Genomic DNA, 15816 nt, shown 5'->3' on the forward strand with positions numbered 1-15816 from the left:
ATCGAGCACGCAACCCTCTACACCACCGGCGCGGACACAGCAGCCGCATGGGTCAACGGTGACTCTGTTCTGACCGCCAGCCCGCTCCCACCCTGGCAGCAGATGCCATGGGGAACGTACGAGAAAGTCGATGTCACTAAGAATCTCAAGCAGGGCTCAAACCTCCTAGCCGTCGGCATCACTCACTATCAAACCGCCCGCGTCCAGAAGATCTCCGCACAAACTCCCATGAGCACCGTCTTGTACATCGCCTACACCGACGGCACAACGGAGCGGGTCACCTCCGCCGACCCCGGCTGGAAGGCGCAACTCGATGCAACCGATGGTTGGCAGCAGCCTGCACAAAAAGACTCCAGCTGGAAGGCCGCCGAGCCATACCGTCCCAGCTCGGACCCTTTCGGTTCTACCGACAGCGGTCAACCTTGGCCCACCGGTCCCGTTGCCGCTCTTCGCAAAACATTCTCCACTCAGCCAAAGGTCATTGTCTCCGCGCGTCTCTACGCCACTGCTCTCGGAGCCTATAAATTCCACCTCAACGGCACACCCGTGGGCGATCAGATTCTCTCCCCCGGTTGGATGGACTTCCGCGAACACATCCCGTACCAGGTCTACGATGTCACCGCGCAGATTCACCGCGGCCAAAATGCCATCGCTGCCTATCTCGCGCCAGGCTGGTACAGCACGCCCCTTCGATGGCTACGCCAGGGCAACAACTACGGCACCACCGAGCCAGCTCTGAAAGCGCAGCTCCGCCTGCAGTATGCCGACGGCAGTGTCGATTGGATCGCCACCGACAACTCATGGAAAGCCACAACCTCTCGCATCACCTTTGCAGAGATCTACGATGGCGAGACCGACGACGCCCGTCGCGATCAACCCGGCTGGGACACCGCTGAGTTCCGCGAAGCTGATACCGGCGATAAGGTATGGCATCCCGCCACCATCGTTCCGGTCAAAGAGCCCCGCCTCGTAGCGCAGTACTTTCAGCCGATACGTGAAGAGCGCGCGATGAGCGCCGTCAAGATCACTGAGCCTAAACCCGGTGTCTACGTCCTCGACTTCGGCCAGAACATGAGCGCAATTCCTCGCCTTCTAGTTCACGGTCACGCGGGCGAAGACGTCAGGCTGCGATTCGCCGAAGTACTCAATCCAGATGGCACACTTTATGTCGATAACCTGCGCACGGCCAAAGCGACAGACCACTTCATCCTCTCTGGCAAAGGTGCCAGAGAGCTCTTTCAGCCTCTCTTCACCTTCCATGGATTTCGCTACGCCGAGATCACCGGCCTCAACTACCATCCAAGCACCGCAACCTTGAAGGCCGTCGTCCTTCACACCGATGCCCCCTTCACCACTCAGCTCATAACCGGCGATCCGATGGTCTCGAAGCTCTGGCAGATCGTGCTATGGGGCCAGCGGTCGAACTTCGTCGGCGTCCCCACAGACTGCCCTCAGCGCGACGAGCGGCTCGGCTGGACCGCGGACGCCCAGGTCTTCTGGCGTACTGCAACCTTCAACATGGATCTCACCACCTTTAGCCAGAAGTTCGCTGCAGACATCCACGGCACACAGGCCACGACGCCCATGTACGGCATCTACGCGCCAGGCCTCGATACTCCAAATCCAGGTTACGGAGCCGCATGGAGCGATGCAGGCGTCATAATCCCCTGGACTGGCTGGATTCAGTCGGGCAATCCCCGCATCATCGATCAGAACTGGGACGGCATGGAGAGCTACCTCGCCGAGATTCTCAGCAAAAACCCAAATCATCTTTGGCAGAAAAACTTCGGCGCCGCCTTCGGAGATTGGCTCACTCCAACCATCACCACGCCGGAGGATCTACTCGCTACCGCCTACTGGGCTTACGACGTCACGCTCATGCGTCAGATGGCGCTCGCCACTCACCGCACCGAAGCAGCCGAGAGATATGACAAACTCTTCGAAGACATCAAGTCAGCCTTCCAACAGGCGTACATTCGCTCTGACGGATTCGTAGGCACTATCGACAACTTCCCCTCGATACCACCGCCCACGATCCACCCCACCAGCGACGGTCAGGCCGGAAAAACAGTCGAGACCCAAACCGGCTACGTCCTTGCCCTCTACATGCACCTCATGCCGGAGAACCTTCGCTCCGCAGCTGCCGATAAGCTCGTAAGAAAGATCCGAGCCAATGGAATGCGACTCGGCACCGGCTTCGTCGGCACTCCGTATCTGCTTGAAGTTCTTACCGACACCGGCCACGCCGACGTCGCCTACCAGCTCCTTCTCAATCGCGACTATCCCTCCTGGGGTTACCTCATCGACCACGGCGCAACCACCACCTGGGAGCGTTGGAACGGCGACACCATGCGCTCCGATCCGAGCATGAACTCCTACAACCACTACGCCTATGGAGCCGTAGCGGAGTGGATCTATCGTTTTGCTGCCGGCATCGATACTGACGCTGCAGACCCAGGCTTCCACACCGTCAACCTTCATCCCACCTTCGACTCGCGTCTCGGCCATCTCGACTTCACCTACGACTCTCGCTTCGGCCCTATTCGCTCTGCCTGGGCCGTCTCCGGAGCCAACGCAGCGGGCGTGAAGCCTCATGTCGCCTCCACCTCAGCGAAGACGCCAGCATCAGGGAAGATCACCTGGACGGTAACTCTCCCGGCCAACACCTCCGCCATCCTTGCCACTCGCCGGATCAACGCAACCGATATCCAACTCAATGGCAAGCCACTCGCCACAAGCTCCCTGCAGGTCGGCCACAGCGCAGGCGACTTCCTACTACCCGCCGGCACCTACACCTTCACCGCTACGCTCCAACCCAGTAGCAACTCACCCAGCACGGAGACTGCAGATGCCAGCCACTAATTCCATTCGCCGCAGCGCGCGTACCAAAGCTCGTACCTCACTCCGCTCTACCTCGGCACTCGCTCTCGCGGCCTGCCTGCTCAACCCCGCGCTATCGATTCAAGCGCAGCAATCCACCTCGTCGGCCAACATCGCCAGCGATCCCCTTGCGTCCGGCTTCCTCAACCCACCCGATACCGCGCATCCGCGCGTATGGTGGCACTGGATGAACGGCAATATCACCAAGGACGGCATCACGCAGGATCTCGACTGGATGCACCGCGTCGGTATCGCCGGCTTCCAGAACTTCGACGCAGCTCTCAACACCCCGAAGGTCGTCGATCAACGCCTGATCTACATGCAGCCTGGCTGGCAAGAGGTCTTCAACTACGCGATCCAGAAAGGCGACACCTACGGCTTCGAGATGGCCGTCGCTGGCTCGCCTGGCTGGTCCGAGAGCGGCGGCCCTTGGGTCAAACCCGAGCAGGCCATGAAGAAAGTGGTCTGGTCGCAGACCACCCTCGAAGGCGGCAAGCCATTCCGCGGCACGTTGCCCCCGCCGCCCAGCGCCACAGGCCCCTTCGGCAATCTGGCTCAGCAGGATCTCATGGGTGCCATGGGTGGAGACCAGGCTCCGCCGCCCGCGAAGGACTATGGCGCCGACACTGTAGTTCTCGCAATCCGCGAGCCCGCCATCGAGCGCTCCATGACCGCCCTGCATCCCACCGTCACCACCTCATCCGGCGCACCAGTCGATAACGCAAGCCAACTCTACGATGAAGATCTCAATAGCGAGGTCCACTTCCTCGCCGCTAAGCCCGGCGAAACCGGCTGGCTCCGCTATGAATTCTCCGAGCCTGTCGCTATCCAGTCGGTCACCTACGTTGCAGGAGGCCAACGCGATCCTCTGTCCATCTTCATGGGAGAAACCAACAGCGGTCCCCTCCTTCAATCCAGTCAGGATGGCACCACCTTCACCGATGTCGTTCGCTTGCCCACGTCCGGGGCGGTCGAGCACACCATGGACTTTGCGACCGTTACTGCCCGCTACTTTCGCATCGCCTTCGCAGAAAAAGGTCCGCCCTCTAACATGCAGGGCGACATCGATCTCAGCGACTTCGGCGGAGCCCGGCCCTCCGGCCCGCTAACCCACAGCATCGCCGAGTTCCAGCTCCACACCGGCCCTCGCATCCATCGCTTCGAAGAGAAAGCCGGCTTCGCCACTCTGCCAGACCTATACTCCGTAGCGACGCCTTCGGTAGATCAGAGCGCTATCGTCTCCAAATCCGATGTCATCGACCTTACCGGGAAGATGTCCAAAGACGGCACCCTCGACTGGACGCCTCCTGCGGGCACCTGGACCATTCTCCGCATGGGCTACTCCCTCACTGGAATCACCAACCACCCCGCCCCTGCTGAAGCAACCGGCCCCGAGGTCGACAAGCTCAACAAAGCCGATGTCGAATCCTACATAAACCACTATCTCGACAACTACAAAAAAGCGACCGGTGGAAACATGGGCTCCGAAGGGCATGCCTCCGCAGCCTCCGGCAGAAAGGGTGGCCTACAGTTCGTCATCACGGACTCATGGGAGGCCGGCACCGAAAACTGGACCAACGACATCCTCGCCGAATTTCAAACCCGTCGCGGTTACGATGCTCGCCCGTGGCTGCCTACGCTCGCAGGCCGTATCGTCAACTCCTCCGCCGAAAGTGACCGCTTCCTCTGGGACTACCGCCGCACCCTCGAAGAGCTCCTCGTTGAAAATCACTACGGCGTCATCGCCGACGCCCTGCATCAACGAGGCATGGGCCAGTACGGCGAATCGCATGAGTCAGGCCGTGCCACCATCGGCGACGGCATGGAGATGAAGCGCTACGATGACGTTCCCATGGCCGCCATGTGGACCCAGCGTCCCGGCGTCAACGAAGACAAGCCCGGCTATAACGCCGACATCCGTGAGTCCGCCTCCGTCGCCCACATCTACGGCCATCCCTACGTAGCAGCCGAGTCGATGACCGCAGCCGCCGCTCCCTGGGGCTGGTCGCCCGCGACCCTAAAGCCAACCGCGGACAAAGAGCTCGCCATGGGCCTGAACCGTTTCGTCATTCACTCTTCAGTCCACCAGCCACTCACCGGCCCCAACGGCGCAGATGCAGGCTCTCCTGCTCCTGGGCTCACGCTTGGGCCCTTCGGTCAGTGGTTCAACCGCAACGAAGCATGGGCAGAGCAAGCTGGTCCGTGGATCAACTACCTCGCCCGCAGCTCCTACATGCTGCAGCAGGGACGCTTCGTCGCCGACGTAGCCTACTTCTACGGAGAGGGCAGCAACATCACTGCCATCTTTGGCGAACACAACCCTCCCGTCCCATCCGGTTATAACTTCGACTACGTCAACGCCGACATCCTCGCGCACAAGCTGCGCACCGACCACGGCGCGCTCATCACCGACAGTGGCATGCACTATCGCGTCCTCGCGCTCGACCCCTACGCGCAACACATGTCCCTGCCCGTCCTCCGTCGCATCAGCGAGCTCGTTCACCAAGGCGCAACCGTCGTCGGAAACGCTCCCACCTCCGACATCTCCCTCGCCGACGATCAGGCCGCCTTCACCAAACTCGTTCAGGAGCTATGGGGAACCGGTGTCGAGCCCAACCGCAAAGTCGGCAAAGGCCGCGTCCTGAGCGGCAACAACCTCGAAGCCGCATTCAGACTCATCGACCTCGCCCCCGACACCACCTACACCAAAACCTCGCCCGACACCGAGGTGATCTTCGTTCACCGCACCGCGCCCGGCACTGACATCTACTTCGTAGACAACCGCTCCGACCATCCCCTGGACACCGAGACCAGCTTTCGCATCACCGGCCGCACCGCCGAGCTCTTCCATGCCGACACCGGCGTCATCTCTCCCGCCTCCTTTCAATCTGCAAACGGACGTTCCACCGTCCCGCTTCATCTTGAACCATGGGGCACTGTCTTCGTCGTCTTCCGTCATCCGACCAAGCAGACCAACCACATCCTTCCCAAGGTCACTGAAACTGATCTGGCAACAGTTACTGGTCCATGGGACGTACACTTCGAAGAGAGCCGCGGCGAGCCAGAGACTCTTCACCTCGACCAGCTAGCCTCCTGGTCCGATAACAGCGACCTCGGCGTCCGCTACTTCTCCGGCCACGCCACCTACTCGAAACACATCGAGGCCTCCGCCGACTGGTTCAAGTCCGGCGCACCACTCATGCTGGACCTCGGCGATGTCGCCAACCTCGCAGAAGTATCGGTCAACGGCAAGAAGCTGGGCACGGTATGGAAGGCTCCCTACCGCCTCGATATCACCTCTGCCCTCAAGCCCGGTGACAACCTCATCGAAGCAAGAGTAGTGAATCTCTGGGTCAACCGCCTCATCGGCGACGCTCAACCCGGCGCTCCGAAGAAGTACACCTTCACCGCGCGCAATCCGTATAAAGCGAACTCACCACTTCTTCCCGCCGGCCTACTCGGACCAGTACGCCTCATCTCAGAGGAGACAGCTCGATAGCAGCAATTCCCAGCCTTCCCTACGAAACTCTCTCCCGTGTCAGGTTGTAATAGATTACCGGCGTCACGACTAGGCTCAGAAAGAGGGAGAGCGACAGGCCGCCTATAACCGCGATAGCAAGCGGCTGTAGCATCTGTGAGCCCGCGCCCAGCGCAAACGCAAGGGGCAACATTCCGCAGATCGCAGCGATTGCAGTCATGAAGATAGGGCGCAGCCGCCTCTGAGCAGCATGCAGCATCGCTGCCCGGGCAAGCGCATCGCCATCTTTTGCGCTTCCAGAAACACCCTCTCCCCGATACCTCTCATCGGCATCGAGCAACAGGATCCCGTTCTTCGCCACAATCCCGATCACCATGATAAGACCCATAAAACTGGCGACGTTGAAGGTGGTGCCCGTAATCAGCAGCGCAATCACAACACCAGTCATAGAGAGGATCGAGCTGCTCAGGATTGCAACAGGCGCCGAAAAATTCCGAAACTCAGTTACCAGGACTCCGAAGACAAGCGCAAGCGCAAGGATCAGCACACGGGCTAAATCGGCGAAGGACTTCTGTTGCTCCTCGTAGGTTCCCCCATACTCGACACGAACACTCGAAGGAAGGTGGAGCGACTGCACCGTCGAGCGAACTCGCGTCATCGCGGAGCCAAGGTCAGACCCCTCCAGTCTGCCGCTGACGAGAACAACCTGCTGCAAATTCTCTCGACGAATCTCATTCTGCGGCGGAAGCTGAGTCACCTGGGCGAGCGATCCAAGCGTTGCCGTGTGGCCTGTGCTGGAGTTGAAGACAGTGTTCTGAATCGCCTCCAACGACGCGCGCGTGTCCTCCGGTAGTCGAACGCGGATAGTGTAAGGACGGCCATTGACGATGATGGGATCATTCGTAGGCAGCCCGTCCAGGATCGCAGTCGCGTCCTCAGAGACCTCCGCAGGCGTAAACCCTAACCTCCCAGCCAGCACCGGGTTGATCTGAAAGTTAGTCGCCGGGCCGGAGATCGTATTGTCGACGCCGTTCTGCGTATCCACCACCCCAGGAATCTTGGCAATCGCATCGGCAACCTTCGGCCCAAGCTGGTGAAGAAGAGTCGCATCCGACGAGAAGAGCTTCACCTGAATCGGCTCCGGTGAATTCGACAGGTCGCCGATCATATCTTGCAGCACCTGTGTGAACTCCACGTCCAGCGCGGGCTCTCTCTTCTTGATCTCGGCACGAACGTCGGCTATTACATCGTCGATCGGACGCGAGCGTTTGCTCTTCAGGCGAACCGTGTAGTCGCCATAGTTAGCCTCAGTGACTGCGGCAAGGCCTAACTGAAGGCCCGTCCGGCGGGATGTTATCTCCACTTCAGGGGTGTCGTGCAGAATCTGCTCTACGTGCGCCAGAATCCGATTCGTCTCCGTAAGAGAGGTTCCTGCAGGCGTAAGGTAGTCGAGGATAAAGGCGCCTTCATCCATCTCTGGCAGCAGATCCGTTCCTAGTGCACGATAGCTCAAACACCCAGCGAGCACGATGACAAGGCAAGCCATGCTAAGCAGGAGTGGACGTGCCAAAGCCAGCGTCAGCACGCGCTCATGAAGATGAAGAATCTTACGCATCAGAGAGCCATTCGCATCGTTCTTGGCCGAGGCAGATTCCCTCCTGCTTCGCAGCAGATGCAGAGAGAGAGCGGGAGTCCATGTAAGCGCCAGTGCCAGGGATGTGAGCAGCGCCGCAGTCATTGTGACTGCAAGTGCGCGGAAGAAGCTTCCAGTAACTCCGCTGACGGCGATCAGCGGAAGAAAGACGACGACCGGTGTAATAGTGGAGAAGACAAGAGGAGTGGTGATCTCCTGAAGGGCCCTCCGGACCGCCTCCATGCGGGACTCTCCGCGATCTCGATGAACAACGATATTCTCGACCACTACGATCGCATCGTCGATGACCAGGCCAATCGCTGCGGCAAGGCCACCCAGCGTCATTAGATTGAAAGACTGGCCGATCAGCCAGAGAAACAAAATCGTGACCGCAATCGTAACCGGAATAACCAGGCCAGCGATGAGTGATGAGCTCCAGTCGCGCAGAAAAAGAAAAAGAATGACGCACGCCAACACTAGGCCAATCAGGATCGCATCCCGAACACTTGCGATCGACTCTCGGACCAGCTCGGACTGATCGTAAAAAGGAACCAGGCGAACGCCGTGGGGCAGTTTGGTCTTCAGCTGGGTGATCTCGTCGGCAACCGCGTTCGCAACCTGGACAGTGTTGGAGGAAGGCTGCCGGGCAATGTTAAGCAGCACGGCTGGCTTACCATTCGAAGTCACCATCGTGTAGACCGGCATCATCGCAGCTTCGACTACTGCAACATCCGCCACTCGGACAGGCGCGCCACTGGGCGTGGTCTTGATCACGAGGTTGTCCAGCTCCGCGCTACTGTGAGCCTGCGCGCCGACAAGGCCAAGGATAAGCTGGTGGTTGGTCTCATACAGCCCAGGCGAGTCGATGATGTTCGAAGCTTGAATCCCGTTCACCAGATCCAGCAACGTCACCCCGGACGCCTGCAGCCGCGCCAGATTCGGCACAACATGAAACTCCGGAACCTTGCCCCCTTGCACAACGACAGTACTGACCCCTTGAACTCGGTTGAGCGGTGGTTTGAGATCGTAGGTCGCGATCTCCCAGAGCTGGGTCTGAGAGACGAGATCCCTCCCCGAAGGGTCTGCCTCAGAGGTAAGAGCGTAGCCAAGGATAGGAAAGGTAGCAAAGGTGAGTCGATTGGTGGTGATCCTTGCTGTGGCGGGCAAGGTCTGTTGCACCTTGGCGAGTGCCGCGTCCGTAAGCTGGAGCGTGCGGTACATGTCGACATTCCAGTCAAAGAAAAGACTGATCTCGGCAGACCCGCGACTGGTCGTGCTTCTAACAGTAAGCAGACCGGGAACGCTGTTGATCGCGTCTTCGATAGGCTTCGTGATCGTGACCTGCATCTGCTCGACAGGCATCACCCCGTTATCGATACCGATGACAACTCGAGGAAAGTTAGTATCCGGAAAGACAGAGATCGGGACCTGCATCGCTCCATAGATCCCGGCGATGGTAAGAGCGATCAGGAAGAAAAAGATAGGTTTCGAGGCTGTTGCAAGCCAGATGCTCTTAGACGAGGGCGCACCGGCAGTGGTGTCGACCATAGGCGTCACTTCTCATCCTTCTTGCCAGCCTCAGGCTTCGAGGTATCAGACGCATCAGGCGCCTCTGCATCGGCCGCTCCGATCTTCACCTTCGTCCCATCATCCAGTCCATAGGCTCCCGTTGTGATCACGCTGTCGCCAGCGTCGACGCCGCCAAGCACCTGAACCTTCGCAGCCGTCTGAATGCCAAGCTTCACCGGACGCTTGTGTGCTGTTCCGTCAGCCGCAATCACCATGACAGACTTCGCCGTACCGTCGGCCGCAGTCTGAGCGGCCTCGGTTGGAATCAACAGAGCACCCGATTCTGTGCGCCCTGTGATCGCAACGCGCACAGCCGTCCCCGCCTTATAAAGTCCCTTCGAATTCTCGATGCGCAGCCACACCTCGACAGTAGTACTCCCGGGATCTAGGGCAGGGCTGATAAGCACCACCTTGGCGTCTACCGGATCGGTAACGCCCGGAATCGTCACCTTAGCCGAAGCGCCCACCGTCAGCTGCTGAGCCTGCATCTGTGCAAGGTGCAGCTTCGCCAGCAACGCCGAGGTATCCATCACCGTAACCACCGCAGTCCCAGCCGCCGCAGTCTCACCGGCAAACAAGGGCCTGTCCGTCACCACGCCATTAATCGGACTACGAATTTCGGCGTAACTCAATTGCGCCTGAGCCCCCAGGTACTTGCCCTTCGCAGAGGCGAGCAGCCCTTGCGCATTTTCCAAAGCGGCCTTGCGGCTCACCTGTTGCACCGCTTCAAGATGCTGCTTCGCAATCTCGTAAGCCGCCTGGGACTGCACTAGCGTGGCCTTCGCCGTGTCGAGATCGCGCCCCGGAATCGCTCCCTGTGAGAGCAGCTGACTCCGCGCAGTCACAATGCTCTGGTTCAGTTCGAGCGTCGCCTTTGCCTGGGCCAGATCCAGCTGTGCCTTGGTGTACTCCTCCGGAGCAGTAGCGCGAGTCGCCGTCTCATACCCCGCCTGCGCCGAAGCGTAAGCGCCTTTATTGTCGAGCGCCGCCGCTTCAAGATCGCTGCTCTCCAGCGTCGCCAGCAGTTGGCCTGCTTTTACCTTCGATCCGCGCTGGACGTAAAACTTCCGCACCGGCGCCGTAACCTTCGGTGAAATCGCCGCCTGAGCCAATGGAGCGAGCGTGCCATCCGCCATAATCTCTTCGGAGATGCTGCCCTTCATTGGATGAACCGCTTGCACGGTGACCTCCGGCACCGCGACCTCCTCGCTTTTTTTACAGCCGCCCGCGAGCCACAAGGAGGCACCAAGCACAAGAGAACAGGAGACACGAAGATTAGTGATCCAATGCAGCGCCATGATTAAATCGTTCCTGTAAGCATCTGCAAAGCAGCAAGGGCAGCCCAGTAGCGAAGCCTTCCATCCTCACGTGCAAGCTCCGCGCCGGTCAGTGAATTCTGTGCGTCCACGACTTCAAGCACGCTTGCCTCTCCAGCGGTGTAGCGCAGCCGCGTCAACCGAAGGCTCTCCTTCGCGGTCTCAGCGCTCATCTCAAGCGACTGCAGCTGATCCCGCGCAACCGAAGCCTCTGCATAAGTCTCATCAAGCTGAGCAATCAGTCGGCGTTGTGTCGCCGTCAGCGTTATCTTGGCAGCATCATGCAGAATCTCGGCTTGCTTTACCTTGTGCTGCGTCGCAAGCCAATCCCACACCGGAATATCAAGTGTCGCCGTAGCAGAGTAGCCCAGATTGCGAACCCCGTCATTGCCGCGAGTTGCAAACTGTGCAGCGTCGATACCATAGGCAAAGCTCACACCCAGCTCAGGCAGATATGCGGCGCGTGCACTTGTCACATCGAGGTTGCTCAAACGTAGTGAGCTGAGGGCGCTCTGCAGCTCCGGATTCGCTCGAGCCGCCGCCGTCTCAACGTCGGATTGGCTGGCAAGAGGCGCAGCAATAGCAGATGCGCTAAGGGTAAATGGTGATCGCGGATCGGGAAAAAGAAGCACAGCCAATTCGAGCCTCGTCTTTTGCACCTGTAACACCGCGTCGGCAACATCTCTCTCCCGCTGCTGCTGCTGCAGTTGCGCTTTGACAACATCCGCGTGCGCGGCCTCACGCGCGGCCTCTCTCTGTTCGGTAAGCATAGTGAAACTTGATGCCTCCTGCGATGCGCGTTGTGCGACAACCAGCTTACGGTCTGCGGCAAGCGAGCCATAAAAAAGCCCAACAACTGCGGACACCAAACCTCGACGCGCGATCTCTAACTCTGCCGAAGCAACCGCTGCCGCAGCATCGGCTCGTGATACCGCAGCGATCTGCTGTAGCCCGATGGTCTCTGTGACGACACCTTGGCTGGTGTACTCATGCACGGCGTTGTTCGCAATAAAGCGTGGCGTCGAACTAACCGCGGGAGAGCTGGCACTGGCATTGCTCGAGCCAGTCACTCCGTCAGCGGGCTGCGTATAAATAAATTGATTGTGGTAAGTAACCGTAGGCAGCAGCGCGCCCCGCGCGATGGACCGGTCAATATTGCTGACACGACTTGCAGCGGCAGCCGCTGCGAAGCCGGGCTCGTTGCTCCGCGCTCGTGAAAGCGCCTCGTCCAGGGTAACGGTCGGAGTCGTCGCCGCCGAGGGCAATGATGCGGCTGCATTCCCTTGTGCACGAAGCAATCCCTGTGCAAAGCACAGTAGCAAAAGAGCAGCTAGCAAAGTTCTCTTTCGCTGACCGCGACCTATCCCGCTATCGAAATTGAGACGAGGAAACATACCTAATTGCGCCCGACCACAAGCACTGTAAAGGTCCCCGGCACAACTGAAGGACGTGGCCGCGGGTTCTCCGCAGTCGCTGCTGGCCTGGGGCCAAGCTCTGCGGTGACCAGGTAGATTCGTCCCGTTCTCGAATCAAACGCCATGGTCCGCGCGCCCTTCTGTGTCGCAACCGATTGCAGCACCGGATAGTCACTCTTGCTGGCGTCGACGATCGTAAGCGTCCCCTCGCCATTCGAGGAGAACGCCAGCTTGTTTGCAGCATCGTAGGCCGCCGCATCCGGCCCCTCTCCAATGCTAGGCAACCCCAGGCCTTTGCCGGATCTCGAATCGGTAACAATCATCTTCTTCTCATCGCAGACGGAAAAGAGACGATGACCGGACACATCGATCGCCATCCCTGAGGGTGAGTCACAGCCGGTGAGAGGCCACGTAGCCGTGACCTTGCTCAGTCCTGCATCCAGCCGGAGAATCTCATTCTTGTCTTCGATATTTACAAAGACGGTGCCACTTCCATCAACCGTCGGGAACTCAGGCTTACCCGGCAACGCAATGGTGGCGCTCACGGTGCGGTTGCTTGTGTCGATGACAGTTACATTCTTGCTCCGCCCGTTGAAAGCCCAAACAGTCTTCGTGTGAGGTTCGAAGACAATACCATCAGGATTCGTGCCGGCCGGTATCGACGCTATCTTCTCAAGGGAGGTACGGTCAAAGACCACAACAGCATTCGCACCGCCATCCGAGATATACCCGAATCTGCCCGCATCGTCGAACGCAATGCCATGAGTCCCCTTCAGATCCGAGATAGCGCCGAGAATTTTCCCGGTCTCTGTATCTAAAACATCGACGCGCGCGCCATGCGTAACGTAAAGCCGAGGCATGGCAGGATCAACCGCAAGATAGTCCCACCCCCCTTCGCCCCCGACCGCCCACTTTGTCTGAACGCTGAACAGCTTCTGCGCTACTGCTGGCTGATGCAAAGAAGCGAGAGTTGCCGCGACGGCGAACAATCTTCCAAAGCTTCTGCAAACACTCTTTCTTGTCATGAAGTCTCCCTGTCTCGCACGGCGATATCTTCGCGGCCCGACAGCTCCACTATTGCAGGTCAACCTTAAGACACACTGAAGATCCCTGCGATCCGAACCCATGCCGTAACCGCCTCAAAGGGATTGGTTCTCCTGCTTTTGAGCCGGCTCCGAGGCGCGCGTGCTGTCCCATGCAATAAAATCCCGCTCGAGTCGCAGTCTCACAATAGCTGTAGTTCCTGAGCCAGACTTGCTTGTGAGTTCAAGGCTGCCTTTCGCCTTCGCGACAATTGCCTTACAGATCGCAAGTCCAAGGCCCGTTCCACCTGTACGGCGGCTGCGCGAAGGATCGTTGCGATAGAAACGATCGAAGACATAGGGCAGGTACTCCGCCTCAATCCCGCTGCCTTCATCCGCAACTATCAGTTCGAGCCATACCCCCATCGACCGACCGGTCACACGAACGACATCAGACTGCTTACTATGCTGCAAAGCGTTCATCAACAGGTTAGAGCAAAGCAGTTCCAGCTCCTCTTCTTCAATGTCTAGAGTGACACTAGCAGGCACAGAAAGCTCTACACCTACCTTGTTGAGTTCGGCATACGTCTCGAGTTGCCCCGCAACCCTCTTGACGACTTCGGCCACATCCGTAGAGAGAACGCTCGAAGCCCTCTTCTCTCCGCTCAAGCTGCTTTCAATGCGAGCAAGAGTGAGCATCTTTGCCACAATCTCCTCCATTCGGCTGCAGTCATCCTGGCATCGTTCAAGCCCAGCCTGATACTCCTTTGCGCTCCTTGGCTTCATCGCCAGTAACTGAAGCGAAGACTTGATCACTGCAACTGCCGTCTTCAGTTCATGCGCAGCATCGCTGACGAACCGGTGTTGTTGTGTAAAGGACCGCTCCAGTCCTTGCATCGCAGTCTCAAGTGCCTTTGCAAGCGGAGCCAGCTCTGCAGTCTCGCGGACACGGCTAGAAGGTACAAAACCCCAAGAGTCTACCGATAAGCCCGAAGCTTGTACCGCCAGCTCGTCCAGAGGCGCGAGCCCTCTGCGAAGTAACCAGTACATGCCCAGTCCTGTCAGCACCACGAGAAGCATGCTCGTCACGCCATAAAAATAGACGGCGCCCCACACTGCCTCCCAAATCGGACTCGTCGGCGAGCCATAAACAATCGTCACGTGGCGCAGCACTCCTCCACCCTTGTCTCCTGGATCAACCACCCGTACACCATCAATCCGTATGGTTCGATATCCCTCTCCCATCACACGGATCTTTTGAAATGGCTTCGCCGAAGTGGCAAACTCACCGGCGTTCGGAGCGATCCTCCACCCAGCCGAATGACCCAGGACGCGCAGATCCTGGTCCCATACCTCGTAGAGATCTTCTTTGGGCAGGTTGATCTCGCTGCCATCGAGCATTACGTTGTCCTGCGTATCTTCCGCATCCTGGACAGCACCTAGCAGCGAGTCGGCGCGGCCGCGAAGCATGATGTCGAAGGCATGGAAGCGGGCATGCCGCTCGTAGAGAACCGCTAGACCAGTCCCCAGCAAAGCGGAGACGAGCTCGACCAGCAGTACAGAGGCTATGAGCTGCATCTTGATAGATCGTAGCCTCATCCTGGTAGTCGCTCCTTGAGAGAGAGCCGATAGCCGCGTCCTCGAAGCGTCTCGATACTCGGCTCTGCGGCATCGAAGTCCAGCTTTCGACGCAGATTAGACACGTGCGCCTCAATCACGTTTGAGTGATGCTCCCAGTTGTAGTCGTATAGGTGCTCCAGCAACTCACGCTTGGAGACGATCACCTTCGGCCGGTGCATAAGATACTCAAGAATGCGGTACTCCATCGGGGTCAGATCGATTACAACCCCTGCACGGCTTACCAACTGTTGAAGCGTATCGAGTTCGACGTCCGCAAGATTCAGTATGGGATGCGCGACTCCTTTTCCTCGCCTCACCAGCGCCTTGGACCGTGCGATCAACTCCCCGAGATCGAAGGGCTTGGCAAGATAGTCATCGGCACCTGCGTTGAGAAGCTGAATGATCGAGCTCGCCTCCCCCCGCGCCGTCAAAATCAGCACCGGCGTCAGATCGCGATCTGCACGTAACCTCTTCAAGACGCCCTGCCCATCCAGCAGGGGAAGCATCAGATCCAGAATGATGAGATCGTAGCAACGGTTACCCGCCAGGGACACGCCCATCGAGCCATCGGAGGCACAGTCTACGGCAAAGCCCGGAATCTCACGAAGAGCGGCAGCAACATTCTCAGCCAGCCGCACTTCATCTTCGACAAGAAGAACACGCATCCAGAAAGTATCGCCGAGGAATGCTTAAGCCAGCCTGAAGAAGAGTTTTGAGGGGTGGAGCGCAGATCCGCCCCATTGACTCTCGGTATGCCAAAAATAAACCCAAAACCCGTGTCATGTTATTAGGACTACAAAAAGTGGATGTCAGGGCGCCACGTTAGCCATGCAATTCACCACGCTCTCACCATCAAAAAACCATGTCGAAGCACCCGGTTTTC

At 58.7% G+C, this 15816-nt stretch carries 8 protein-coding genes; 2 read left to right on the forward strand and 6 right to left on the reverse strand.

Translation table 11 applies throughout. The annotated features are described in order from the left end of the window. Positions 1 to 2862, forward strand: a 2862-nt coding sequence (locus GSQ94_RS15490; protein ID WP_158944738.1) for a family 78 glycoside hydrolase catalytic domain, incomplete at its 5' end; no start/stop codon positions are given. Then, on the forward strand, positions 2849 to 6379 hold the full coding sequence (locus tag GSQ94_RS15495) for a glycosyl hydrolase (RefSeq protein ID WP_158944739.1): 3531 nt from the start codon (positions 2849 to 2851) through the stop codon (positions 6377 to 6379). The genes GSQ94_RS15490 and GSQ94_RS15495, both read left to right, overlap by 14 nt. 19 nt (positions 6380 to 6398) lie before the next feature. Here the strand turns inward: GSQ94_RS15495 and GSQ94_RS15500 are convergent, their stop codons facing one another. The 6 genes from GSQ94_RS15500 to GSQ94_RS15525 all read right to left on the reverse strand — a co-directional run bounded on the left by GSQ94_RS15500 (position 6399) and on the right by GSQ94_RS15525 (position 15598). Beyond that, complete coding sequence (locus GSQ94_RS15500; protein ID WP_158944740.1) at positions 6399 to 9539, reverse strand: efflux RND transporter permease subunit; 3141 nt, start codon at positions 9537 to 9539, stop codon at positions 6399 to 6401. A gap of 5 nt (positions 9540 to 9544) precedes the next feature. Then, on the reverse strand, positions 9545 to 10756 hold the full coding sequence (locus GSQ94_RS15505; protein ID WP_254063901.1) for an efflux RND transporter periplasmic adaptor subunit: 1212 nt from the start codon (positions 10754 to 10756) through the stop codon (positions 9545 to 9547). Positions 10757 to 10860: 104 nt separating this feature from the next. Next, positions 10861 to 12213 carry a TolC family protein gene (locus GSQ94_RS15510; protein WP_254063902.1) on the reverse strand — a complete coding sequence of 451 codons (1353 nt, stop codon included), beginning with the start codon at positions 12211 to 12213 and terminating at the stop codon, positions 10861 to 10863. Between the two features lie 59 nt (positions 12214 to 12272). Further along, positions 12273 to 13316 (reverse strand): YncE family protein, encoded by a 1044-nt coding sequence (locus tag GSQ94_RS15515; RefSeq protein WP_158944743.1) that lies wholly within the window; start codon positions 13314 to 13316, stop codon positions 12273 to 12275. Positions 13317 to 13430: 114 nt separating this feature from the next. Next, positions 13431 to 14912 (reverse strand): cell wall metabolism sensor histidine kinase WalK, encoded by a 1482-nt coding sequence (locus GSQ94_RS15520; protein ID WP_158944744.1) that lies wholly within the window; start codon positions 14910 to 14912, stop codon positions 13431 to 13433. Then, positions 14909 to 15598, reverse strand: coding sequence for a response regulator transcription factor (locus GSQ94_RS15525; RefSeq protein WP_158944745.1), 690 nt, complete (start codon positions 15596 to 15598; stop codon positions 14909 to 14911). Before GSQ94_RS15525 ends, GSQ94_RS15520 begins: the two co-directional genes overlap by 4 nt. Positions 15599 to 15816: the final 218 nt, after the last annotated feature.

Origin of the sequence: Granulicella sp. S190, assembly GCF_009766095.1 — a bacterium.
GTDB lineage: Bacteria > Acidobacteriota > Terriglobia > Terriglobales > Acidobacteriaceae > Edaphobacter.